27 protein-coding genes are annotated in these 23355 nt (G+C 63.5%); 12 read left to right on the top strand and 15 right to left on the bottom strand.

What is annotated here, in order from left to right; translation table 11 throughout:
* Nucleotides 1–41 precede the first annotated feature (41 nt).
* The 4 genes from FAS41_RS08725 to cysD all read right to left on the bottom strand — a co-directional run bounded on the left by FAS41_RS08725 (nt 42) and on the right by cysD (nt 4591).
* On the bottom strand, nt 42–1022 hold the full coding sequence (locus tag FAS41_RS08725; RefSeq protein ID WP_138521274.1) for a FecR domain-containing protein: 981 nt from the start codon (nt 1020–1022) through the stop codon (nt 42–44).
* The gene (locus tag FAS41_RS08720) at nt 1019–1525 is read right to left on the bottom strand and encodes a sigma-70 family RNA polymerase sigma factor (RefSeq protein WP_138521272.1); all 507 of its coding nucleotides are present in this window, start codon (nt 1523–1525) and stop codon (nt 1019–1021) included. The genes FAS41_RS08725 and FAS41_RS08720 overlap by 4 nt, the downstream gene beginning before the upstream one ends.
* Nucleotides 1526–1759: 234 nt before the next feature.
* On the bottom strand, nt 1760–3661 hold the full coding sequence (cysN, locus tag FAS41_RS08715; protein ID WP_138521270.1) for a sulfate adenylyltransferase subunit CysN: 1902 nt from the start codon (nt 3659–3661) through the stop codon (nt 1760–1762).
* A 12-nt stretch (nt 3662–3673) separates the two neighbouring features.
* Nucleotides 3674–4591 (bottom strand): sulfate adenylyltransferase subunit CysD, encoded by a 918-nt coding sequence (gene cysD / locus FAS41_RS08710; protein ID WP_138521268.1) that lies wholly within the window; start codon nt 4589–4591, stop codon nt 3674–3676.
* A gap of 337 nt (nt 4592–4928) precedes the next feature.
* Between cysD and mltB the strand changes: the two genes are divergently transcribed.
* Nucleotides 4929–6026 carry a lytic murein transglycosylase B gene (gene mltB, locus FAS41_RS08705; protein ID WP_138521266.1) on the top strand — a complete coding sequence of 366 codons (1098 nt, stop codon included), beginning with the start codon at nt 4929–4931 and terminating at the stop codon, nt 6024–6026.
* 55 nt (nt 6027–6081) lie between these two features.
* Here the strand turns inward: mltB and FAS41_RS08700 are convergent, their stop codons facing one another.
* A complete protein-coding gene (locus tag FAS41_RS08700) occupies nt 6082–6840 on the bottom strand; it encodes a Nif3-like dinuclear metal center hexameric protein (RefSeq protein ID WP_138521264.1) in 759 nt (252 codons plus the stop codon).
* 113 nt (nt 6841–6953) lie between these two features.
* Between FAS41_RS08700 and algW the strand changes: the two genes are divergently transcribed.
* A complete protein-coding gene (gene algW / locus FAS41_RS08695) occupies nt 6954–8102 on the top strand; it encodes a Do family serine endopeptidase AlgW (protein WP_138521262.1) in 1149 nt (382 codons plus the stop codon).
* A gap of 54 nt (nt 8103–8156) precedes the next feature.
* Here the strand turns inward: algW and hisC are convergent, their stop codons facing one another.
* From hisC to FAS41_RS08645, 10 genes are all read right to left on the bottom strand, one after another.
* Nucleotides 8157–9212, bottom strand: a complete 1056-nt coding sequence (gene hisC / locus FAS41_RS08690; RefSeq protein WP_138521260.1) for a histidinol-phosphate transaminase — start codon at nt 9210–9212, stop codon at nt 8157–8159.
* Between the two features lie 3 nt (nt 9213–9215).
* Nucleotides 9216–10538: a histidinol dehydrogenase gene (gene hisD / locus FAS41_RS08685; RefSeq protein ID WP_054906612.1), complete on the bottom strand. Its 1323-nt coding sequence runs from the start codon at nt 10536–10538 to the stop codon at nt 9216–9218.
* Between the two features lie 124 nt (nt 10539–10662).
* Nucleotides 10663–11298, bottom strand: coding sequence for an ATP phosphoribosyltransferase (hisG, locus tag FAS41_RS08680; RefSeq protein ID WP_017518137.1), 636 nt, complete (start codon nt 11296–11298; stop codon nt 10663–10665).
* Between the two features lie 14 nt (nt 11299–11312).
* Nucleotides 11313–12581, bottom strand: coding sequence for a UDP-N-acetylglucosamine 1-carboxyvinyltransferase (gene murA / locus FAS41_RS08675; protein WP_138521258.1), 1269 nt, complete (start codon nt 12579–12581; stop codon nt 11313–11315).
* A 19-nt stretch (nt 12582–12600) separates the two neighbouring features.
* Nucleotides 12601–12840 (bottom strand): BolA family protein, encoded by a 240-nt coding sequence (locus FAS41_RS08670; protein WP_017518139.1) that lies wholly within the window; start codon nt 12838–12840, stop codon nt 12601–12603.
* A 111-nt stretch (nt 12841–12951) separates the two neighbouring features.
* The gene (locus tag FAS41_RS08665; RefSeq protein ID WP_138521256.1) at nt 12952–13260 is read right to left on the bottom strand and encodes an STAS domain-containing protein; all 309 of its coding nucleotides are present in this window, start codon (nt 13258–13260) and stop codon (nt 12952–12954) included.
* Nucleotides 13257–13904: a Tgt2/MlaC family protein gene (locus FAS41_RS08660; protein ID WP_138521254.1), complete on the bottom strand. Its 648-nt coding sequence runs from the start codon at nt 13902–13904 to the stop codon at nt 13257–13259. Before FAS41_RS08660 ends, FAS41_RS08665 begins: the two co-directional genes overlap by 4 nt.
* Before the next feature lie 11 nt (nt 13905–13915).
* Nucleotides 13916–14389, bottom strand: coding sequence for an outer membrane lipid asymmetry maintenance protein MlaD (gene mlaD / locus FAS41_RS08655; RefSeq protein WP_045209590.1), 474 nt, complete (start codon nt 14387–14389; stop codon nt 13916–13918).
* Nucleotides 14389–15186, bottom strand: coding sequence for a lipid asymmetry maintenance ABC transporter permease subunit MlaE (mlaE, locus tag FAS41_RS08650; RefSeq protein WP_045209589.1), 798 nt, complete (start codon nt 15184–15186; stop codon nt 14389–14391). The genes mlaD and mlaE overlap by 1 nt, the downstream gene beginning before the upstream one ends.
* Nucleotides 15186–15995, bottom strand: coding sequence for an ATP-binding cassette domain-containing protein (locus FAS41_RS08645; RefSeq protein ID WP_024766540.1), 810 nt, complete (start codon nt 15993–15995; stop codon nt 15186–15188). The genes mlaE and FAS41_RS08645 overlap by 1 nt, the downstream gene beginning before the upstream one ends.
* Nucleotides 15996–16233: 238 nt before the next feature.
* Between FAS41_RS08645 and FAS41_RS08640 the strand changes: the two genes are divergently transcribed.
* From FAS41_RS08640 to FAS41_RS08595, 10 genes are all read left to right on the top strand, one after another.
* Nucleotides 16234–17208 (top strand): KpsF/GutQ family sugar-phosphate isomerase, encoded by a 975-nt coding sequence (locus FAS41_RS08640; RefSeq protein WP_138521252.1) that lies wholly within the window; start codon nt 16234–16236, stop codon nt 17206–17208.
* Nucleotides 17209–17733, top strand: coding sequence for a KdsC family phosphatase (locus tag FAS41_RS08635; RefSeq protein WP_054906618.1), 525 nt, complete (start codon nt 17209–17211; stop codon nt 17731–17733).
* A gap of 8 nt (nt 17734–17741) precedes the next feature.
* The gene (lptC, locus tag FAS41_RS08630) at nt 17742–18314 is read left to right on the top strand and encodes an LPS export ABC transporter periplasmic protein LptC (protein ID WP_138521250.1); all 573 of its coding nucleotides are present in this window, start codon (nt 17742–17744) and stop codon (nt 18312–18314) included.
* Nucleotides 18301–18837 (top strand): lipopolysaccharide transport periplasmic protein LptA, encoded by a 537-nt coding sequence (lptA, locus tag FAS41_RS08625; RefSeq protein WP_017518148.1) that lies wholly within the window; start codon nt 18301–18303, stop codon nt 18835–18837. Before lptC ends, lptA begins: the two co-directional genes overlap by 14 nt.
* Entirely contained in the window at nt 18837–19562 is a 726-nt protein-coding gene (gene lptB / locus FAS41_RS08620) for an LPS export ABC transporter ATP-binding protein (RefSeq protein ID WP_081517456.1), read from the top strand. Before lptA ends, lptB begins: the two co-directional genes overlap by 1 nt.
* A gap of 255 nt (nt 19563–19817) precedes the next feature.
* Nucleotides 19818–21317, top strand: a complete 1500-nt coding sequence (locus tag FAS41_RS08615; RefSeq protein WP_138521248.1) for an RNA polymerase factor sigma-54 — start codon at nt 19818–19820, stop codon at nt 21315–21317.
* A 78-nt stretch (nt 21318–21395) separates the two neighbouring features.
* The gene (gene hpf / locus FAS41_RS08610; protein ID WP_017518151.1) at nt 21396–21704 is read left to right on the top strand and encodes a ribosome hibernation-promoting factor, HPF/YfiA family; all 309 of its coding nucleotides are present in this window, start codon (nt 21396–21398) and stop codon (nt 21702–21704) included.
* Nucleotides 21705–21713: 9 nt separating this feature from the next.
* Nucleotides 21714–22181 (top strand): PTS IIA-like nitrogen regulatory protein PtsN, encoded by a 468-nt coding sequence (gene ptsN / locus FAS41_RS08605; protein WP_037009823.1) that lies wholly within the window; start codon nt 21714–21716, stop codon nt 22179–22181.
* Nucleotides 22182–22183: 2 nt separating this feature from the next.
* Nucleotides 22184–23041, top strand: coding sequence for an RNase adapter RapZ (gene rapZ / locus FAS41_RS08600; protein WP_045209584.1), 858 nt, complete (start codon nt 22184–22186; stop codon nt 23039–23041).
* A gap of 34 nt (nt 23042–23075) precedes the next feature.
* Entirely contained in the window at nt 23076–23348 is a 273-nt protein-coding gene (locus tag FAS41_RS08595; protein ID WP_138521246.1) for an HPr family phosphocarrier protein, read from the top strand.
* Nucleotides 23349–23355 lie beyond the last annotated feature (7 nt).

Genomic DNA, 23355 nt, shown 5'->3' with positions numbered 1-23355 from the left:
ACTGAAAAGGGAACCGCCGCGGAAAGTTTTTTCGCGATACGTCAGACGGACTCGATGCTCACCCACCACGGTGTCAGACGCTGGACCTTGACCGGCAATGCCGCTGCCAGCAGTCGCAGCGCCTGGTCACTGTCGTCCAGGGGGAAGGCGCCCATCACCGGCAGCTGCGCGACGGCCGGATCGCAACCCAGGTAGCCGTGGCGATAACGGCCCAGCTCCTCGACCAACTGCCCCAGCGACAGGTTCTCGGCTGTGAGCACATGGCGTACCCAGGACTCACCTGCCGTCTGCGCAGGCGACACCTCACCAATGCCAAGGCGCGTGAAATCGACGCGCTGACCGGCCTCCAGCACCCGCCTCTCGCCAGTGTCCGCGGTGCGGATTTCCACCGCGCCGGCGTAAACATTGAGGCGCGTAGCGTCGCCCAGCTGCCTGACCGCGAAGCGCGTCCCCAGCGCGCGCAGGCGCCCTTGCTCGGTGTCGACAAGGAAGGGTCGGTGCGCGGCGTCCCTGGCGGTGTCCACCAGCACTTCGCCGAAGCGCAGCCGCAGCAGGCGTTGGTCCGGACCGAAGTCGGCATCCACCGCACTGATCGCCGCCAGCCAGAGATGGGTGCCATCGGCGAGAATCGCCTCGCGAGTCTCGGCGGTACGGGTGCTGTAGTCAGCGCTCCAGCCTTGCACCAGCCGTGGCAACGGAGTGCCGCGCCAGGTGCCCCAACCAAGCAGCAGGCCGCCACTGAGTACCAACAGGCTCTTGAGCCCCTGGCGACGTGAGAGCTGACGCTCGCCACTGGCCCTGAGCACCCGCCCCGCCAGTTGCCTCTCGCCTTGTAATGGCGCGAAGCGTTGGCCTATACGCTCGACGTAGTGCCAGGCGGCCTGGTGCTCGGCGTGCAGATCAAGCCACTGGCGCCATTGCGCATGGAGTTGCGCGCTGGGATTTTCATCCTGCAGCAGCACGTACCAGTTCGCCGCCTGCTGCAGGCTGGCGTGACTGAGCTTGTCGTCGCGACCGTTCACTCCACCAGCACTCCATCCAGCTCGGCTTCCAGCACCGCGCAATGCAGGAAAGCCTGGGCGAGGTACTTCTTCACCATGCGCTCGGACACCCCCAGCTCCACGGCGATTTCGCGGTACGGCAGGCCATCGATCTGTGCCAGCAGGAAGGCCCGGCGCACCCTGGCGGGCAGACATAGAAGCAGCGCGTCCACCTGCTGCAGGGTTTCCAGGATCAGCGCCAATTGCTCGGGAGACGACTGCACCGCTTCGGGCTGAGCGGCCAGGGCTTCCAGCCACGCCTGCTCCAACTGCAGACGGCGCCACTGGTCGATCACCAGGCCGCGGGCAATGGTCGCGAGGTAGGTGCGCGGTTGATCGAGATACACCGCGATACCCTTGGCCCGCACCGTGAGCACGCGCAGGAAAGTGTCCTGGGCGAGGTCGGCAGCCCGCTGTGAGCAGCCCGTCTTGCGGCGAATCCAGCCTTGCAGCCAGCCATGGTGGTCCGCGTAGAGGCGGTGCATGTCGTGATCCGCGAGTTGTGTACGACCCAGTAGCGACACCACCGCACCTGCTATTCAGCAAATAATAATCAGTCGCATTATATGCAGGTGTCGATCGACGGCAATAGCCATCTGCCAGCGAATGTCTGCGGAGCGAAACAATCGACCGGGCAGCCCGCCACGGCGGCTTCAGCAGAATCTCAGGCAAGAAAAAGCCCCGCAGATGCGGGGCTTTTTCAATTCAGCGCCGTGCGATCAGATCGCGCCGCGCTGGCGGAGCAGGTCAAGAACGGCCTTGACGCCCTCTTCCACCGACTGGCTCTGGGTATCGATCACCAGATCGGCATCCAGCGGCACGTCGAACGGGAAAGACTCGCCCGGAATGTTGTCCTGGCCGGCGGCGTACAAACCCTGCGGGTCGCGTTCACGGCAAACCTGCGGAGAAGCCTGGACGTAGACGGTGACCAGGCGCTCGGCGCCGATCAGCGATTTGGCGCGTTCACGCCCCTCGGCGCTCGGAGCGACGAAGGCGCACAGGCTGATCAGGCCGGCCTCGTTGAATTGCCTGGCGACATGAGCGGTGCGCAGCCAGTTCTCAGTGCGACCGGCGCGATCCTGTGGCAGCCCCTTGTTCAGGTCATGACGCAGGTTCTGGCCGTCCAGCACATAGACCGCGCGGCCCATGTCGAACAGCTTGCGCTCCACCGCGTAAGCCAGTGTGCTCTTGCCCGCCCCGGAAAGACCGCTGAACAGTACGGTGGCCGGTTGCTGGCCGAAGCGTGCTGCACGCTCTTCCCGAGCTACATGGGCGTTTGCACCGTGGTGTACAGCACTGCCATGGCTCGACTGCGGGGCGGCGATGATCATGCCGGCACCAACGGTGCCATTGGTCAGGCGATCGATAACGATGAAGGCGCCGGTGGTGCGGTTCTGGTCGTAGCCGTCCAGCGCAATGGACGCATCCAGGCTGACCTTCACGCGGGCGATCTCGTTGAGCTTGAGTTCGCTGGCGGCGGTCTCTTCCAGGGTGTTCACGTCCACCTTGTGGGTGATGCTCGGGATCGAGCCCGGCACGTAGCTGGTAGCGCGCTTGATGTCGTACTTCTTGCCCGGCAGCATCGGCTCTTCGGCCATCCACACCAGCATGGCGTCGAAGCCGTCGGTTACCTGCGGACGGTTGTCGGCATGCACCAGCATGTCGCCGCGCGATACGTCGATCTCGTCTTCCAGGGTCAGGGTGATGGCCTGGCCGGGACCGGCCTGCTCCAGCTCGCCCTCGAAGGTGACGATGGACTTGACCTTGCTGCCCTTGCCAGACGGCAGGGCCACGACTTCGTCACCCTTGCGCACGATGCCGCTGGCCAGGGTACCGGCGAAGCCGCGGAAGTTCAGGTTCGGACGGTTGACGTACTGCACCGGGAAGCGCATGTCGTCGAGATTGCGGTCGCCCGCGACTTCCACGGTCTCGAGGATTTCCATCAGCGACTGGCCGGTGTACCACGGCGAGCGCTCGGACTTGTTGACCACGTTATCGCCCTTCAGTGCCGACATCGGCACGAAGTGCAGGGAGTTGGTCTTGAGGTTGATCTTCTCGGCGAACTGCAGGTAGTCGGCCTTGATCTGCTCGAAGACGCCCTCGTCGAAGCCCTTGAGGTCCATCTTGTTGATGGCGACGACGATGTGCTTGATGCCCAGCAGCGAGGCAATGAAACTGTGCCGGCGGGTCTGGGTCTGCACGCCGTAGCGGGCGTCGATCAGGATGATGGCCAGGTCGCAGGTGGAAGCGCCGGTGGCCATGTTGCGGGTGTACTGCTCATGGCCGGGGGTGTCGGCGATGATGAACTTGCGCTTGGAAGTGCTGAAGTAGCGGTAGGCCACGTCGATGGTGATGCCTTGCTCGCGCTCGGCCTGCAGGCCGTCCACCAGCAGTGCCAGGTCGACGTCGTCGCCCGTGGTGCCGACTTTCTTGGAATCCTTGGTGATGGCCTCGAGGTGGTCCTCGTAGATCATCTTGGAGTCGTGCAGCAGGCGCCCGATCAGGGTGCTCTTGCCGTCGTCGACGTTGCCGCAGGTGAGGAAGCGCAGGAGTTCCTTGCGCTCGTGCTGGGCCAGGTAGGCGAGGATGTCCTCGCTGATCAGATCGGATTGATGCGACATGGTGCGAGAACCTTAGAAGTAGCCCTGACGTTTCTTTTCTTCCATCGAGCCGGCGGCGTCGTGGTCGATGACCCGGCCCTGGCGTTCGGAAGTTCGCGTCAGCAGCATTTCCTGGATGATTTCCGGCAGCGAGGTAGCGGTGGACTCCACCGCGCCGGTCAGCGGGTAGCAGCCCAGGGTGCGGAAGCGCACCATCTTCTTCTGGATGCTGGCCTTCTGCTCGGGCGTGAGGTGCTCGAGGATGCGCTCGTCGTCGATCATGATCAGCGCGCCGTTCATCTCGATGACTTCGCGTTCCTCGGCGAAGTACAGCGGCACGATCGGGATCTGTTCCAGGTAGATGTACTGCCAGATGTCCAGCTCGGTCCAGTTCGACAGCGGGAAGACGCGGATGGACTCGCCCTTCTTCACCTTGCCGTTGTAGACGTTCCACAGCTCCGGACGCTGGTTCTTCGGGTCCCAGCGGTGCTTGCTGTCACGGAAGGAGTAGACGCGCTCCTTGGCGCGGGACTTCTCCTCGTCGCGGCGGGCGCCACCGAAAGCGGCATCGAAGCCGTACTTGTCGAGCGCCTGCTTGAGGCCCTCGGTCTTCATGATGTCGGTGTGCTTGGCACTACCGTGGGTGAACGGGTTGATGTCCTGCGCCACGCCATCGGGGTTGATGTGGGTGATCAGGTCCAGGCCGTATTCGTTGACCATCTTCTCGCGGAAGCGGTACATCTCCTGGAATTTCCAGCGGGTGTCGACATGCATCACCGGGAACGGCAGCTTGCCGGGGAAGAAGGCCTTGCGCGCCAGATGCAGCATCACGGCGGAGTCCTTGCCGATCGAGTACAGCATCACCGGGTTATCGAACTCGGCGGCGACCTCGCGGATGATGTGGATGCTCTCGGCCTCCAGCTGTTTCAGATGCGTCAGTTTGTCGACCATGGCTACTCACGGAATTGCTTATGGACGGCCGGCGGGCCGTAGACGAGCGCGCACTCTATCACAGCGCAAGGCTCTAACCGGCGGGCGGGTTATACCGAAAAAATATACTGATATAGCCATACGCGCTCAGTGTGAAAACCGCTTTCAACCGCTGTCTGAAGGCGCTCCCGCGAGCCGCTCGAACGAGGCACAGCAACGGCCCAAATGCCATCTCGGAAACGGCCTCGGGACTTTTCCTGCAACAGAGTCAGCGGCTTCTACGATGTTCTCCTGGCTTGTGCCTGGCCGGCACTGCGCTAGCATAGCGGGCACGTTTTCCTGCCCCAGAAGATTTCCCATGCGCCGCATCGCTTACGCCCTGCCTCTGCTTGTCCTCATCTCCGCGTGCAGCAGCAAACCGACTCCCGCCCCGCAGCCAGCCCAGAAGCCGAAGACGCCGACCCTGATCACCCCCAGCGCCCACCCGGCGTTCGGTTCGGTACAACCGATCACTCCGCTGCGCGGCGACTATGCCAACAATGCCAACGCCAATCGTTTCATCGACATGATGGTGAGCAAGTACGGCTTCAACCGGCAGAGCCTGCACGATCTGTTCGCGCAGACCCAGGAGCTGGACTGGGTGATCCGCCTCATGGACCGCCAGGCGCCAACCTACACCCCGCCGAGCGGCCCGAACGGCGCCTGGCTGCGCTACCGGAAGAAGTTCATCACCCCGGACAACGTGCAGAAGGGCGTACTGTTCTGGGACCAGTATGAAGCCGACCTGCAGCGCGCCTCGCGCACCTATGGCGTACCGCCGGAAATCATCGTCGGCATCATCGGCGTGGAAACCCGCTGGGGCCGCGTCATGGGCAAGACGCGGATCATCGACGCGCTGGCCACCCTGTCGTTCTCCTACCCGCGCCGCGCCGAGTTCTTCAGCGGTGAACTGGAGCAGTTCCTGCTCCAGGCGCGCAAGGAAGGCGTGGACCCTCTCTCGCTGCGCGGCTCCTATGCCGGCGCCATGGGCTACGGACAGTTCATGCCCTCCTCCTTCACAAAGTACGCGGTGGACTTCGACGGTGATGGCCACCGCGACCTGTGGAACCCGCGCGACGCCATCGGCAGCGTGGCGAACTACTTCAAACAGCATGGCTGGGTCACCGGCGACGCAGTGGCGATCCCCGCGACCGGCCAGGCCCGTTCGCTGGAGGACGGCTTCAAGACCCAGTACCCCGTCAGCGTCCTGGCCAACGCCGGCCTGCGCCCGCAGGGATCGCTGGGCAATCACCAGACCGCCAGCCTGCTGCGTCTGGATATGGGCAACACCTACCAGTACTGGTACGGCCTACCGAACTTCTACGTGATCACCCGCTACAACCACAGCACGCACTACGCCATGGCGGTGTGGGAGTTGGGCAAGGCGGTGGACCGCCAGCGCCACGGCTACCGCTGAGGCGCGCACAAAAAAGCCGGCTCATCGAGCCGGCTTTTTTCATGGCACCAAAGAGTCAGGCGGGGTTCGGGCAATCGATGAACAGATGCTCGATGGCGAAGCGCTTGGCCAGGTAGTCTCCCAGCGCCTGCACGCCGTAGCGTTCGGTGGCATGGTGGCCGGCGGCGATAAAGCTGATGCCGTTCTCGCGCGCGCTGTGCACGGTCTGCTCGGAGACCTCGCCAGTCAGGTAGGCATCGACGCCTGCGGCAATCGCCTGATCGATGTAGCCCTGGGCGCCGCCGGTGCACCAGGCAATGCGGCGGATTGGCTGGCCGCCGTCGACCAGCAGCGGTTCGCGGCCAAGCACGTCACGCACATGGATTGCGAGATCGCTGGGCAGCATGGGCTCAGCCAGCGAACCGACCAGCACGATGGAGCGAGGGTTGCCCGGCTCCAGCGGCCCTTCGATCTCGAAACCGAGCTGGCGGCCCAGTTGCACGTTGTTACCCACCTCGGGATGCAGGTCCAGCGGCAGGTGGTAGGCCAGCAAGCTGATGTCATGGTTCAGCAGGGTCTTCAGGCGACGCTGCTTCATGCCCACCACGCGGGCGTCCTCGCCCTTCCAGAAATAGCCGTGGTGGACCAGTACCACATCGGCGTCCGCTTCCACGGCGGCATCCAGCAGCGCCTGGCTGGCGGTAACACCGGAAACGATGCGGCGCACCTGCGGGCGCCCCTCGACCTGCAGGCCGTTGGGGCAGTAATCCTGGATCTTCGCCGCCTCCAGGAAACGGTCCGCTTCCTCGACCAGCGTACTCAGTGCGATTGCCATCGAAATTCCTCCAACATCGGCTGCGAGCGTCTATTTTCTTGGCTCGCCGCCCGTATAATGGCCGCCACCCTATCGGCCATCCCCCGGCCAAGCAACCCCAAGGATTTTCTTCGATGCTGAAGGCCCTGCGTTTCCTCGGCTGGCCCGTGCTGGTTGGCGTCCTGCTGGCGCTTCTGATCATCCAGCATAACCCGCAATGGGTCGGCCTTCCGCAGCAGGAAGTGCACCTGCAACAGGCTCCCCTGCTCAGCCGCCTGCAGCAGGGCCCGGTCAGCTACGCCGACGCCGTGACCCGCTCCTCGCCGGCCGTGGCCAACCTGTACACCACCAAGATGGTCAGCAAGCCGAACAATTCGATGCTCGACGACCCGCTGTTCCGGCGCTTCTTCGGCGACAACCTGCCGCAGCAGAAGCGCATGGAATCGAGCCTGGGTTCGGCGGTGATCATGAGCCCCGAAGGCTACCTGCTGACCAACAACCACGTAACCTCCGGCGCCGACCAGATCGTCGTGGCCCTGCGCGACGGTCGCGAGACCATCGCCCGCCTGGTGGGCAGCGACCCGGAAACCGATCTCGCGGTGCTGAAGATCGACCTCAAGGACCTGCCCTCGATCATGCTCGGGCGCTCCGACGGCATCCGTACCGGCGACGTCTGCCTGGCCATCGGCAACCCCTTCGGCGTTGGTCAGACCGTCACCATGGGCATCATCAGTGCCACCGGCCGCAACCAGCTGGGCCTGAACACCTACGAAGACTTCATCCAGACCGACGCAGCGATCAACCCGGGCAACTCCGGCGGCGCACTGGTGGATGCCAACGGCAACCTGATCGGCATCAACACGGCGATCTTCTCCAAGTCCGGCGGTTCTCAGGGCATCGGCTTCGCCATCCCGACCAAGCTGGCCCTGGAGGTCATGCAGTCGATTATCGAGCACGGCCAGGTCATCCGCGGCTGGCTCGGCGTCGAAGTACAACCGCTGACCCCGGAGCTGGCCGAGTCCTTCGACCTCAAGGACAAGGCTGGCATCGTCGTCGCCGGCGTCTATCGCGACGGCCCCGCCGCCAAGTCGGGCCTGCTGCCGGGCGACATCATCCTCAACATCGATGGCGAGGCCGCCAGCGATGGCCGCCGTTCGATGAACCAGGTGGCACGCACCAAGCCGGGCGAGAAGATCACCATCGAGGTGCTGCGCAACGGCAAACCGGTGACGCTCAACGCCGAAGTCGGCCTGCGTCCGCCACCGGCCCCTAACGCCAACTGACACCGCAATGAAAAACGGCGCCTGAAGGCGCTGTTTTTCTTTACCACGATGACCTTACAGCTTCAGACGCAGGGCATCGAGCAACGCCTGGTTCTGCTCTTCGGTGCCGATGCTGATGCGCAGGAACTGGTTGATCCGTTGCTGCTTGAAGTGGCGCACGATCACGCCCTCCTCGCGCAGGGCAGCCGCCAGTTCAGCGCCGTCGCGCTGCGGGTGGCGGGCGAAGATGAAATTCGCCGCGGAAGGCAGCACATCGAAGCCCAGGGTCTTGAGCTCGGCCACCAGCTTCTCGCGGCTGTGGATAACCGCGTTGCAGGTCTGCTCGAAGTAGGCCTGGTCCTCGAAGGACGCGACCGCGCCGGCCAGCGCCAGACGGTCCAGCGGATAGGAGTTGAAGCTGTTCTTCACCCGCTCCAGCGCTTCGATCAGGTCCTCGTGGCCAACGGCGAAGCCGACCCGCAGGCCCGCCAGGGAGCGCGACTTTGACAGGGTCTGCGCCACCAGCAGGTTCGGGTAGCGGTTGACCAGGGAAATCGCTGTCTCGCCGCCGAAGTCGACGTAGGCCTCGTCCACCAGCACCACACTGTCCGGGCTGGCTTGCAGCAGGCGCTCGATGGCCTCGAGCGGCAGCAGGCAACCTGTGGGGGCGTTGGGGTTGGGGAAGATGATGCCGCCGTTGCGGCGCGCGTAATCCTCGACGCGGATCTGGAACTGCTCGTCCAGCGGCAGCGCTTCGAACTCGATGCCGTAGAGGCCGCAGTAGACCGGATAGAAGCTATAGGTCACGTCGGGGAACAGCAGCGGCTTGCCGTGCTGGAACAGCGCGTGGAAGGCATGGGCCAGCACTTCGTCCGAACCATTGCCAACAAAGACCTGGGAGGTCTTCACGCCGTGGTACTCGGCGATGGTCTGCTTCAGGCGATCGGCGTTCGGGTCCGGATACAGGCGCAGCGTGTCGTTCAGCTCGGCCTGGATCGCGGCGACCACCTCAGGCGACGGGCCGTAGGGATTCTCGTTGGTGTTCAGCTTGACCAGCTTGGCCAGCTTCGGCTGCTCGCCCGGAACGTAGGGCACCAGCTCCTTGACGAAGGGACTCCAGAACTTGCTCATCGATTACTCACTCTTGCCGTCAAGGATGCGGAATTCGGCACTGCGCGCGTGGGCGGTCAGCGACTCGCCACGGGCCAGGATCGAAGCGGTCTTGCCCAGCTCGGAAGCGCCCGGCGCGGAGCAGAAGATGATCGAGGAACGCTTCTGGAAGTCGTACACGCCCAGCGGCGAAGAGAAGCGCGCGGTACCGGAGGTCGGCAGCACGTGGTTCGGGCCGGCGCAGTAGTCACCCAGCGCCTCGGCGGTATAGCGGCCCATGAAGATGGCACCGGCGTGGCGGATCTTCGGCAGCCAGCTTTCCGGATCGGCCACCGACAGCTCCAGGTGCTCCGGGGCAATGCGGTTGGCGACCTGACAGGCCTGCTCCTGGTCGGCAACGAGAATCAGAGCACCACGATTGGTCAGCGAAGTACGGATGATCTCGGCGCGCTCCATGGTCGGCAGCAGCTTCTCGATACTGGCGGCGACCTTGTCGAGGAAGGCAGCGTCCGGGCTGACCAGGATCGACTGGGCATCTTCGTCGTGCTCGGCCTGGGAGAACAGGTCCATGGCGATCCAGTCCGGATCGGTGCCGCCATCGCAGACCACGAGGATCTCGGAGGGGCCGGCAATCATGTCGATGCCGACCTGGCCGAACACGTGGCGCTTGGCGGTGGCGACGTAGATGTTGCCCGGGCCGACGATCTTGTCCACCTGCGGCACGCTCTCGGTGCCATAGGCCAGCGCGGCCACAGCCTGGGCGCCACCGATGGTGAAGACGCGGTCAACGCCCGCGATGCAGGCAGCGGCCAGGACGATCTCGTTGATCTCGCCGCGCGGGGTCGGCACCACCATCACCACTTCGGCGACGCCGGCGACCTTGGCCGGAATGGCGTTCATCAGCACGGACGAAGGGTAGGACGCCTTGCCGCCAGGCACGTACAGGCCGGCGCGATCCAGCGGGGTGACCTGCTGGCCGAGCACGGTGCCGTCGGCTTCGGTATAGCGCCAGGAGTCTTGCTTCTGCTTCTCGTGGTAGCTGCGCACGCGTTCAGCAGCAGTTTCCAGCGCCTCTCGCTGGGCCGGAGTGATGCGGGTCAGGGCCAGTTCCAGGCGCTCGCGCGGCAGGATCAGGTCAGCCATGGTCTTGGCGTCGACGCCGTCGAAGCGCTGGGTGAACTCCACCACGGCGGCGTCACCGCGCTTGCGCACGTCGGCGATGATGTCGAGCACACGCTGGTTCACCGCATCGTCGGACACGCTTTCCCAGGAGAGCAGATGGTCCAGATGACGCGCGAAGTCCGGATCGGCGGCGTTGAGTCGACGGATAGCGAAGGGTGCGGTCATAGCTGGCCTCTTTAATTGGCATGATCTCGGGCGCCGCAAGACTATCAAGCCTTCCGTGCGGGCACCCGAGAAAATTTGGCTATGACACGGATAGGCGGGCGCGGCGGGGAGGCCGCGCGGGGAATTACGCCCGGTGTCGAGACTCCACCGCTTCGCGCAGGGTGTCGATCAGGGCCTGGATGCGAGCATGCTGCATCTTCATCGAGGCCTTGTTCACCACCAGACGCGAGCTGATGTGAGCGATCAGCTCCTGGGGCTCCAGACCGTTCGCACGCAGGGTGTTGCCGGTGTCGACCACGTCGATGATCTTGTCGGCGAGGCCGACCAGCGGTGCCAGCTCCATGGAGCCATACAGCTTGATCACATCAACCTGACGGCCCTGTTCGGCGTAGTAACGCTTGGCGACGTTGACGAACTTGGTGGCCACGCGCAGGCGGCCCTTGGGCTCCGGCGCGCCGACCGCACCGGCGGTCATCAGCTTGCAGTTGGCAATCTTCAGGTCCAGCGGCTCGTAGAGGCCCTGGCCACCGTACTCCATGAGCACGTCCTTGCCCGCCACGCCGAGGTCGGCGGCGCCGTGCTCGACATAGGTCGGCACGTCGGTAGCACGCACGATCAGCAGACGTACGTCATCGAGGGTAGTGGGGATGATCAGCTTGCGGCTCTTGTCCGGATTCTCGGTCGGCACGATGCCAGCCGCTGCGAGCAGCGGCAGGGTGTCGTCGAGAATCCGGCCCTTGGACAGGGCAATCGTCAGCATTGTCTGGCTCAGCCCTAGCCCGGCACGCGGCGAATCTTCGCCCCGAGCAGTTGCAGTTTCTCTTCGATGCACTCGTAACCACGGTCGATGTGGTAGATGCGGTCGATCATGGTATCGCCTTCGGCCACCAGGGCGGCAATCACCAGGCTGGCGGAAGCACGCAGGTCGGTCGCCATGACCGGTGCACCCTTGAGCTGCGGAACACCGGTGACGATGGCGGTATTACCCTCCACCAGAATCTGCGCGCCCATGCGGTTCATCTCGTAGACGTGCATGAAGCGATTCTCGAACACGGTTTCGATGACCGCGCCGGTGCCTTCGCCAATGGCGTTCAGGGAGATGAACTGCGCCTGCATGTCGGTCGGGAATGCCGGGTACGGCGCGGTGCGGATGTTCACCGCCTTCGGCCGGTTGCCCTTCATGTCCAGCTCGATCCAGTTGCTGCCGGTGGTGATGTGCGCGCCGGCTTCGACCAGCTTGGCCAGCACCGCTTCGAGAATGGTCGGATCGGTGTCCTTGAGCTTGACACGGCCACCGGTAGCCGCAGCGGCGACCAGGTAGGTGCCGGTCTCGATGCGGTCGGGCATGACGTTGTACTTGGCGCCGCCACCCAGGTTTTTGACACCGTTGATCACGATGGTGTCGGTGCCAGCGCCCTGCACGTCACCGCCCATGGCGTTGATGAAGTTCGCCAGGTCGACGACTTCGGGCTCGCGCGCGGCGTTTTCCAGCACGGAACGGCCATTGGCAAGGGCTGCGGCCATCATGATGTTCTCGGTACCGGTCACGGACACGGTATCGAAGAAGAAGTGCGCACCCTTCAGGCCGCCGGCCGGAGCCTTGGCCTTGATGTAGCCGCCTTCGACGGTGATCTGCGCGCCCATGGCTTCGAGGCCGCGGATGTGCAGGTCCACCGGACGCGAACCAATGGCGCAGCCGCCGGGCAGCGCGACTTCGGCTTCACCGAAGCGGGCAACCATCGGACCGAGCACGAGGATCGACGCACGCATGGTCTTGACCAACTCGTACGGCGCCACCAGGGTCTTGATGGTGCTGGCATCGACTTCGACGTTGAGCTTCTCGTCGATGATCGGCTGCACGCCCATGCGACCGAACAGCTCGATCATGGTGGTGATGTCATGCAGGTGCGGCAGGTTGCAGACGGTCACCGGGGTGTCCGCCAGCAGGGTCGCGGCGAGGATCGGCAGCGCCGAGTTCTTCGCGCCGGAGATGCGGATCTCGCCATCGAGACGAGTGCCGCCGGTAATGATCAGTTTATCCATTGCTATTTTCCCCGTGGGCTCAGGAACGCTCGGCCCAGGCGGCGCGGCTGAAGAATTTCATGGTGACGGCATGGATGGCACCGGAGGCGATCCACTCGTTCAGGTGGGCATAGATCTGTTGCTGGCGCTTGACCGGGCTCAGGCCGGCGAGCTCGTCGCTGATCAGGTTCAGCTGGAAATTGCAGCCTTCGCCTTCCACTTCGATCTGGGTACCTGGGAGTTTCGATTCCAGGAAGTTTTTGACTTCTACGGCCTGCATGCTCAACCTCGTTCGGCGCCCTACGCGCGCGGGTCGGCCATGATACAAAAAAGCCCCCCGCCTGCGAACCCCGGCAGGGGAAGTCGCGGACGGAGGGCCCTTTTGAGTGTTTCAATGCTGTAACGGCAGGATCTCCAGGAGCTCGCCAACCTTGGCGATTTCCTGCATGTCCTTGGGCAGGCCGGATATCTGCAACGTCTTGCCGGCCTTGCGCGCATCACGGGTGTACGACAACAGCAGCGACAATCCGACGCTGCTGGAGTGCTCCACCGCCGAGCAGTCCAGGCGCAGCGCCCCGGCCTTGCTGGAAGCGATCAGCCGGGCGCCCTGCTCACGCAACGCGGGGCCGGTGCTGTAGTCCAGCACGCCGGCGAGGGCCAGTTCGCCCTCGCCACGCTCCGTGATACTGCCCTGACTCATTCTGCGCCGCCTTCCGGCTGGCCCTTGGCCGCGTCCTTGGCCTTGGCGACCACCTGGCCCCAACCAGCGATGGTGGCTTCCAGGTCGTTGCGGTTCTTCTGCATGGAGTCGGCGAACTGGTCACGGAACAGCTTGCCGATGTTGATGCCGTTGATGATCACGTTACGCAGGCGCCACTGGCCGCCCTGGTTGACCATGGTGTACTGCACCGGATAGATGGCACCGTTGCCGCCGACCACTTCCATGTTCACCGACGCACGATCCTGGTCCTGCTTGCCGGTGTTCAGCACGCGGATGTCCTGGTTGTCGTACTCCAGCAACGCGTTGCCGTAGAACTGGAAGAGGCTGTTCTTGAAGGTCTCCTCGAAGCGCTTGACCTGCTCAGGAGTCGCCTGACGGGAATACTTGACGGTCATCACGCCCCTGGCGATGCCCTCGGAGTCCACGACCGGGCCGAGAATGCGGTTCAGGGTGTCGTAGAACGCCTGGGGATTGGCCTTGTAGTTGGGCTTGTTGGTTTTCAGGTCCGACAGCAGGCTGTCGACGGTCTGCTGCACGACCTGCTGAGCGGTCTGTTCGGCCTGGGCGAACAGCGGCAGGATCGCGAGCAGAACCAGGAAGCCACGGCGCAAGGTTTTCAACATGGAGTGAGTCCTCATTTCTTCGAGTCGTCTTTGTTGACCGAATTCAGCAGGAACTTGCCGATCAGGTCTTCCAGCACGAGTGCCGACTGGGTGTCCTTGATGGTATCGCCTTCCTTCAGCAGCTCTTCGTCGCCACCGACGCTGATGCCGATGTACTTCTCGCCCAGCAGGCCGGCGGTCAGGATGGAAGCGGTGGAGTCGTCCGGCAGGTTGTTGACCTGGCGATTGATCTCCATGGTCACACGACCACGATAGCTGTCATGGTCCAGGTCCACCGCAGTGACCTTGCCGATGGTGACGCCAGCCATGGTGACCTTGCCACGTACGGTGACGCCGGCAATATTGTCGAAATAGGCATACAGCTTGTAGGTATCGCCCGAATTGCCGATGGTCAGTCCGCTGACACGCAGGGCCAGCAGCAGCAGGGCCAGCAGGCCGGCCAGAATGAACAGGCCTACACCGATTTCCAGGGTGCGGGTTTGCATCAGAAGTCTCCAAACATCAAGGCGGTCAGGATGAAGTCCAGCCCCAGCACGGCCAGGGAGGCATACACAACGGTACGGGTGGTGGCGCGACTGATTCCCTCGGAAGTGGGCTCGCAGTCATAACCCTGGAACACGGCGATCCAGGTCACGACGAAGGCGAACACCACACTCTTGATCACGCCATTGAGAATGTCCTTGGTGAACTGCACGCTGTTCTGCATGTTCGACCAGTACGAACCGTCATACACACCCAGCCAGTCCACGGCGACCAGGGCTCCGCCCCAGATGCCGACAACACTGAAGATAGCTGCCAGCAGCGGCATCGAGATGAAGCCCGCCCACAGGCGCGGAGCGATGATGTACTTGAGCGGGTCGACGCCGATCATCTCCAGGCTGGACAACTGCTCGGTGGATTTCATGTTGCCGATCTCGGCGGTCAGCGCGGAGCCCGCACGCCCGGCGAACAACAGACCGGTCACCACCGGCCCCAACTCACGCAGCAGCGTTAACGCGACCATCTGGCCGACCGCCTGCTCGGAGCCGTAGCTCGCGAGGATGTTGTAGCCCTGCAGGGCCAGCACCATGCCGATGAACAGACCGGAAACGACGATGATCGCCAGCGACAGCACGCCCACCGAATACAGCTGCTTGATCAGCAGCTGGAAGGCGCCGCTGTGCACACGACGACCGAAGATGGCGTGTACCAGAAAAAGGGTCGACCGACCCAGCGATTCGAGGACATCGAGGCCTGCACGCCCGAGCAGGCGAACTCGCTCGAGCGGTGAAGTCTTGCGCATCAACGTTCTCCCAGCAGGTCGGCGCGGTAATCGCGAGCAGGATAGTGGAACGGCACCGGACCATCCGGGATGCCTTTCATGAACTGACGTACCCGCGGATCATCGAGACCCTGCAGGTCAGCCGGTGTTCCGTGACCGAGCACACGACCGTCGCCGACGATATAGATGTAGTCGGCGATGCTCGCGGTTTCCGCAAGGTCGTGGGACACCACGATACTGGTGATCCCCAGGGCATCGTTGAGCAGGCGGATCAGGCGTACCAGTACGCCCATGGCGATCGGGTCCTGGCCCACGAAAGGCTCGTCGTACATCAGGATCTGCGGATCCAGCGCGATGGCACGGGCCAGCGCCACACGACGCTTCATGCCGCCAGACAGTTCATCCGGCATCAGCTCGACCGCCCCGCGCAGGCCAACGGCCTGCAACTTCATCAGCACGATGTCGCGGATCATGTCCTCGGGCAACTCGGTGTGCACGCGAAGCGGGAAGGCCACGTTCTCGAAGACATCAAGGTCAGTGAACAGTGCGCCGCTCTGGAACAGCACGCCGAACTGCTTGCGCATGTCGAACAGGTCACTGCGGCCCAGCGTGGGAAGGTTCTGGCCATTGACCCACACTTCCCCGCTCGCCGGCCGCAGCTGGGCGGCGATCAGTCGCAACAGGGTGGTCTTGCCACACCCCGACGGCCCCATGATCCCGGTGACCTTGCCGCGTGGAATGCGGATGTCCACGTTATCGAAAATCTTACGCGTGCCACGCTTGAAGCTCAGGCCCTTCAACTCGACCGCGTATTGGTCATTGGTGCTCATAGAACTCCTTTCATCACGGCGCTGTCCGTTGCCCCGTCTGTCACACGGCAGAAACACGGCGCGGCAGGCCGAACGGCCGCGAACTATAACACCCCGCGAAGCCGCGCCCCAAGGGCTGCTAAGCCGCTGTTAAGGCACAGTTCAGCAAAATGCGCTCAACATTGAGATGCCAGTGATGAAGCCTTTGCCGCTTTCCCGTTATAATCTCGCACTTCATTTTGCCCCGCGCCTTTCGAACATGAGCCAGAAACACGATTTCATCCAGTCGGCACAACGCACTATCCGCCTCGAGCGTGACTCGGTGGACGCTCTGCTGCCGCGCATTGGCGCCGAATTCTCTCAGGCCTGCGAACTGCTGCTGGCCTGCAAGGGCCGCGTGGTCGTGGTCGGCATGGGCAAGTCCGGGCACATCGCCCGCAAGATTGCCGCCACCCTGGCCAGCACCGGCACGCCCTCCTTCTTCGTGCACCCGGCCGAGGCCAGCCACGGCGACATGGGCATGATCACCAAGGACGACGTCGTCCTGGCCCTGTCCAACTCCGGCTCCACTGCCGAAATCATCACCCTGCTGCCGCTGATCAAGCGCCTGGGCATCACCCTGATCAGCATGACCGGCAATGCCGAGTCGCCGCTGGCCAAGGCCGCCGCAGTCAACCTGGACGCCAGCGTCGAGCACGAAGCCTGCTCGCTGAACCTGGCACCCACCTCCTCCACCACGGTTTCCCTGGTGATCGGCGATGCGCTGGCCATCGCCCTGCTGGAAGCCCGCGGCTTCACCGCCGAAGACTTCGCTTTCTCGCATCCGGGCGGCGCATTGGGCCGTCGATTGTTGCTGAAAGTGGAAAACATCATGCACGTGGGTGAAGCATTGCCGCAGGTTTCTCCTGGCACTTCGCTCAGTGGCGCCCTGCTTGAAATGACCCGCAAGGGTCTGGGCATGACCGTCATCCTGGGTGAAGACGGTCGCCTGGCTGGGGTCTTCACCGACGGCGACCTGCGCCGCACCCTGGACAAGGGGCTGGACTTCCGTCAGGTGACCATCGACCAGGTGATGACCGTGCATGGCAAGACCGCCCGCCCGGACATGCTCGCCGCCGAAGCCCTGAAGATCATGGACGACCACAAGATCAACGTACTGGTGGTGGTCGACGACAAGGATCATCCGGTCGGCGTCCTGCACGTCCACGACCTGACTCGTGCGGGAGTCATCTGAATGACCGCCGACCTGCTGCAACGCGCGAAAGCGGTCCGCCTGGCGGTGTTCGACGTCGATGGTGTGCTCACCGACGGCAAACTCTACTTTCTGCCCGATGGCGGCGAGTTCAAGACTTTCAATACGCTGGACGGTCAGGGCATCAAGATGCTGATGAACTCCGGCGTACGCACCGCAATCATCACCGGCCGCTCGAGCCCGGTGGTCGAGCGCCGGGCGAAGAATCTTGGCATCAACCACCTGTTCCAGGGCCGCGAGGACAAGCTGGTCGCCCTTGACGAGTTGCTTGCCGAACTGGGTCTAGGCTATGAAGAGGTGGCGTACCTGGGTGACGACCTGCCCGACCTGCCCGCCATCCGCCGCGCAGGCCTCGGCATGGCAGTCGCCAGCGGCGACGCTTTCGTCCGTCAGCACGCCGACGGGGTGACCCAGGCCCGTGGCGGTGAAGGTGCCGCCCGCGAGTTCTGCGAACTGATCCTGCGCGCCCAGGGCAACCTCGAAGCTGCCCAGAACGCGTATCTCTAGAGCCGAACATGCCCAAGACATTCCAACAGAAGCTGCTGCTCGCCCTGATCGCCATCCTGCTGATCGCCCTCGGCTATTACTGGAACGTGCGCCTGGACTTCAACGAGCGGCAACTCAAGTCGCAGACCAGCGACGCTGTCGATTTCTACGTGGTGAACGCCAAGAGCGTTCAATACCGCGTCGACGGCTCCCTCGCCTACGAGATGACCGCCGACAAACTCGAACACCTGAAAGCAAGCGACGTGACCCTGGTTACCACGCCCGACCTCTACTTCCACCGGGAGAATGAGCCTCAGCCGTGGCACGTCCAGAGCGTTCGCGCCGAAGTAGCCCCCGAAGGCAAGCAGGTCGAGCTGATCGACGACGTGCGCGTCGCGCGCACCGACGCGCAACAGCGCACGCTCCTGCTCAACACCTCGCGCATGACGGTGTTCCCAGACAAGGACTATGCGCAGACTGACCAACCCGTGAAGATCACCGAACCCAACGGTGTGACCACGGCAGTTGGCATGAAAGCGTATCTGAAAGACAGCCGGATGCTCCTGCTGTCCAACGTAAGAGGTCAGCATGAGGCTCGTTAACACCCTCCCCCTTCTTTTCAGCCTCGCCGCCGCTATCGGCAGCTCTGCCGCCTGGGCGCTTCCCACCGACCGGGAACAGCCGATCCGCGTCCAGGCCGACAGCGCCGAACTGGATGACAAGCAGGGCGTGGCCGTGTATCGCGGCGACGTGGTGGTAACCCAGGGCAGCATGAAGCTGACTGGCAACACCGTTACGCTCAAGCAGAACAAGGACGGCGAGATCGAGGTCGTCACCTCGGTCGGCAAGCCCGCCTACTTCGAACAGAAGCCGGCGCCGGACAAGCAGATCACCCAGGCCTACGGCCTCACCATCCAGTACTTCGTCTCGCAGAACCGCGTCGTGCTGATCGACCAGGCCAAGGTGATCCAGGAAGGCAACACCTTCGAAGGCGAGAAGATCGTCTATGACACCCAGCGCCAGATCGTCAACGCAGGCCGCGCCACCGGCTCCCAGGTGACCACGCCGCGCCCGCGTATCGACATGGTCATCCAGCCCAAGAAAAAGCAGGATCAAGCGCAGTAATGGCTACGCTAACCGCCCAGCACCTCGCCAAGAGCTACAAGAGCCGGCAAGTCGTCCGCGACGTCAGCATGAGCATCGAGAGCGGGCAGATCGTCGGCCTGCTCGGCCCCAACGGAGCGGGCAAGACCACCTGCTTCTACATGATCGTCGGCCTGGTCCGTGCCGATCAGGGCGTCGTGCGCATCGACGAGCAGGATGTCACCCACCTGCCCATGCACGGCCGCGCCCGCGCCGGCATCGGCTACCTACCGCAGGAAGCCTCGATCTTCCGCAAGCTGTCGGTGGCGGACAACATCGGGGCGATCCTCGAGACCCGCACTGACCTGGATCGTGCTGGCCGTCAGGAAGCCCTTGAAGGCCTGCTCGAGGAATTCCACATTCACCACATCCGCGACAACCTCGGCATGAGCCTGTCCGGTGGTGAACGGCGCCGCGTTGAAATCGCCCGCGCGCTCGCCAGTTCGCCGAAGTTCATCCTGCTGGACGAACCTTTCGCCGGCGTCGACCCGATCTCCGTGGGCGACATCAAGCAGATCATCCACCACCTCAAGGCCAAGGGCATCGGTGTGCTGATCACCGACCACAACGTCCGCGAGACCCTGGACATCTGCGAAACGGCGTACATCGTCAACGACGGTCAGTTGATCGCCGAAGGCAGCGCCGAAAGCATCCTCGCCAACGACCTGGTGAAAGAAGTCTATCTGGGCCACGAGTTCCGCCTCTAAGGCCCTGCACCGCGCCCTGTCCGGGCGCGGTGGCTCCACCTCTCCACGCAAGCGTGGCGCGGCTCGTCGGCCGCTCCGCGACGTACGCGGCTGCCCGACCCACCGTGGCGCAACCGGGTTGTAACGAAAGGTCGACAGCCCCTAGGCAAAGCGTCCAAACTCAGGCATATAATTTGCTTCCTCGCGGCACCCCGGTGTCCGTAGTCGTGGATATGGCGCGCTTCGCGCCAGCGAACAAGGTGCCTAGTTCCAGCCATGAAACCATCGCTAGTCCTCAAGATGGGCCAGCAGCTGACGATGACTCCGCAGCTGCAACAGGCCATCCGACTGCTCCAGCTCTCCACGCTGGACCTCCAACAGGAAATCCAGGAAGCCCTGGAGTCCAACCCGATGCTGGAGCGCCAGGAAGAAGGCGAGGATTTCGATAACAGCGATCCCATGGCTGACGGTGCCGAGTCAGGCGCCAACGGCACCAGCAGCTCCCAGGACAACTTCCAGGAAAGCACCACGCCCAACGTCGACAGCCTCGACGATGACCAGTGGGCCGAGCGCATCCCCAACGAGCTGCCGGTCGACACCGCCTGGGAGGACATCTACCAGACCAGCGCCAGCAGCCTGCCCAGCAACGATGACGACGAGTGGGACTTCACCTCCCGCACCTCCGCCGGCGAAAGCCTGCAGAGCCATCTGCTGTGGCAGCTCAATCTCCTGCCGATGTCCGATACCGATCGCCTGATCGCCCTGAGCATCATCGACGGCATCACGGATGACGGTTACCTCGAAGAATCCCTCGACGACATCCTCGCCTCCATCGACCCGGAGCTGGGCGTGGAGATGGATGAAGTGGAAGTCGTGCTGCGCCGCGTGCAGCAGCTCGAGCCCGCAGGCGTCGGCGCGCGCAACCTGCGCGAGTGCCTGCTGTTGCAGCTGCGCCAGTTGCCCACCAAGACCTACCTGCTGGCCGAGGCCATTCGCCTGGTCAGCGACCACCTGGACCTGCTCGGCAGCCGCGACTACAGCCAGCTGATGCGACGCATGAAGCTCAAGGAAGATGAACTGCGCGAGACCATCGAGCTGATCCAGTCGCTACACCCACGTCCCGGCTCGCAGATCGAATCCGGCGAAGCCGAATACGTCGTCCCGGATGTCATCGTTCGGAAGAACAACGACCGCTGGCTGGTGGAACTGAACCAGGAAGCGGTGCCGCGCCTGCGCGTGAACTCGCAGTACGCGGGCCTCGTGCGCCGCGCCGACTCCAGCGCCGACAATACGTTCATGCGCAACCAGCTGCAGGAAGCGCGCTGGTTCATCAAGAGCCTGCAGAGCCGCAACGAGACACTGATGAAGGTGGCGACCCAGATCGTCGAGCACCAGCGCGGCTTCCTCGAGTACGGCGAGGAAGCGATGAAACCGCTGGTCCTGCACGATATCGCCGAGGCGGTGGGCATGCACGAATCGACCATCTCCCGCGTCACCACGCAGAAGTTCATGCACACGCCGCGGGGCATCTTCGAGCTGAAGTACTTCTTCTCCAGCCACGTCAGCACCTCCGAAGGCGGCGAGTGCTCGTCCACCGCGATTCGCGCCATCATCAAGAAACTGGTCGCGGCGGAAAGTCCGAAAAAGCCATTGAGTGACAGCAAGATCGCTGGTTTACTGGAGGCACAGGGCATTCAAGTGGCACGTCGTACCGTCGCCAAGTACCGGGAGTCCCTAGGAATCTCTCCCTCGAGCGAGCGCAAGCGGCTGGTGTGACGTTGATCCACGCCAAGGTGTTCCGGCGGCAGGCCACATAACCTGCCACTTACACACGGGCAACAAGGAGAAAGCGGTATGCAAGTCAACATCAGTGGACATCAACTGGATGTGACCGACGCCCTGCGCGACTATGTCGGCGAGAAACTTGGCCGACTGGAGCGCCACTTCGACAAGATCACCAATGTTCAGGTCATCATGGAGGTCGAGAAGCTGAAGCAGAAAATTGAAGCCACCCTCCACATCGCCGGTGGCGAAGTGGTGGCCTGCGCCGAACATGAAGACATGTACGCGGCCATCGACCTGCTCACCGACAAGCTCGACCGCCAACTGATCAAGCACAAGGAAAAATACCTCGAACGCCAGCAAGGTGTTGGCGTCCGTTAACCCCTCTCTATGATCCGACTTGAGCAAATCCTGACCCCCGGCCGTTCCCTCGTGAACGTGCCGGGCGGCAGCAAAAAACGTGTCCTCGAACAAATCGCCAACCTGGTGGCTCGCGAGCTGCCGGGTTTCGATTCCCAAGACATCTTCGACAGCCTGGTGGCCCGGGAACGCCTGGGCTCCACCGGCTTCGGCAATGGCATCGCCATTCCGCACTGCCGCCTCCCCGGCTGCCAGTCGCCCATCAGCGCCATCCTGCACCTTGATCACCCGGTAGACTTCGACGCTCTCGACGGCGCGCCGGTCGACCTGGTGTTCGTGCTGCTGGTGCCGGAAGCGGCGACCGAGGAACACCTGGAACTGCTGCGGCAGATCGCCTCCATGCTCGACCGCTCCGACGTCCGCGACCGCCTGCGTCACGCCGCCAACGGCGAGGACCTGTACCGGATCGTCGTGGACTTCCAGAACAACGGGCACTGATCATGCGCCTGATCATCATCAGTGGGAGATCCGGCTCGGGCAAGAGCACCGCGCTCAACGTGCTCGAGGACAACGGCTTCTACTGCATCGACAACCTGCCGGCCAGCCTCCTTCCGGATCTGGCCCAGCGCGCCCTGCTGCACACCGAGCTGCTGCACCCCCAGGTTGCCGTCTCCATCGACGCGCGCAACCTGCCCAGCCAGCTGCAGCGCTTCCCCGAGCTGCTGCAGGAAGCCCGCGACAAGCACATCCAGTGCGACGTGCTGTACCTCGATGCCGATGATGAGACGCTACTCAAACGCTTCTCCGAGACCCGCCGGCGGCATCCGCTGACCACCGACACCCGCTCCCTGGCGGAGGCCATCAGCGACGAGTCGAACCTGCTGGCGCCGATCGCCGACCTGGCCGATCTCAAGCTCAACACCACCAACCTGAACCTCTACCAGTTGCGCGACGTGCTCAAGTTGCGCCTGCTGAACAAGCCCGAACTGGGCACCGCCTTCCTGGTCGAATCCTTCGGCTTCAAGCGCGGCATGCCGGTGGACGCGGACCTGGTGTTCGACGTGCGCTGCCTGCCCAATCCGTACTGGAAACCCGAACTGCGCGAGCACACCGGACTGGAAACGGAAGTCCAGGAGTACCTGGCGGCGCAACCGGACGTCGAGGAGATGTACCAGGATATCCTCGCCTACCTGAACAAATGGCTGCCGCGCTTCGCCGCGAGCAACCGGGCCTATGTAACCATCGCCATCGGCTGCACCGGTGGCCAGCACCGCTCGACCTACATTGCCGAGCGTATTGGTCAGGCCCTCAAGGAAACCCTCACCAACGTACAGATTCGCCACCGCGACCTGAGCTAAGCAGCGACAGACAACAAAAGGACAGCCCCTCGCGATGCCCGCCCTCGAAATCACCATCATCAACAAGCTTGGCCTGCATGCACGTGCGGCGGCCAAATTCGTCGGCGTCGCGGGTCGATTCCCCTGCCAGGTTCGCGTGGGCCGAAATCCGGAAAGTACAGTGGACGGCAAGAGCATCATGGCCGTGATGATGCTGGCCGCCGGCAAGGGCACCAACCTGCACCTCGCTGCCGAGGGCGAACAGGAAGACGAAGCGCTCAAGGCGCTGGTCGACCTGATCAACAACTACTTCGACGAAGGCGAGTGACGCGCCG

Origin of the sequence: Pseudomonas nicosulfuronedens (assembly GCF_005877905.1) — a bacterium.
Classification (GTDB): Bacteria; Pseudomonadota; Gammaproteobacteria; order Pseudomonadales; family Pseudomonadaceae; genus Pseudomonas; species Pseudomonas nicosulfuronedens.
The sequence above is the reverse complement of the archived record's forward strand: the minus strand, read 5'-3'. Positions and strand labels throughout refer to the sequence as shown.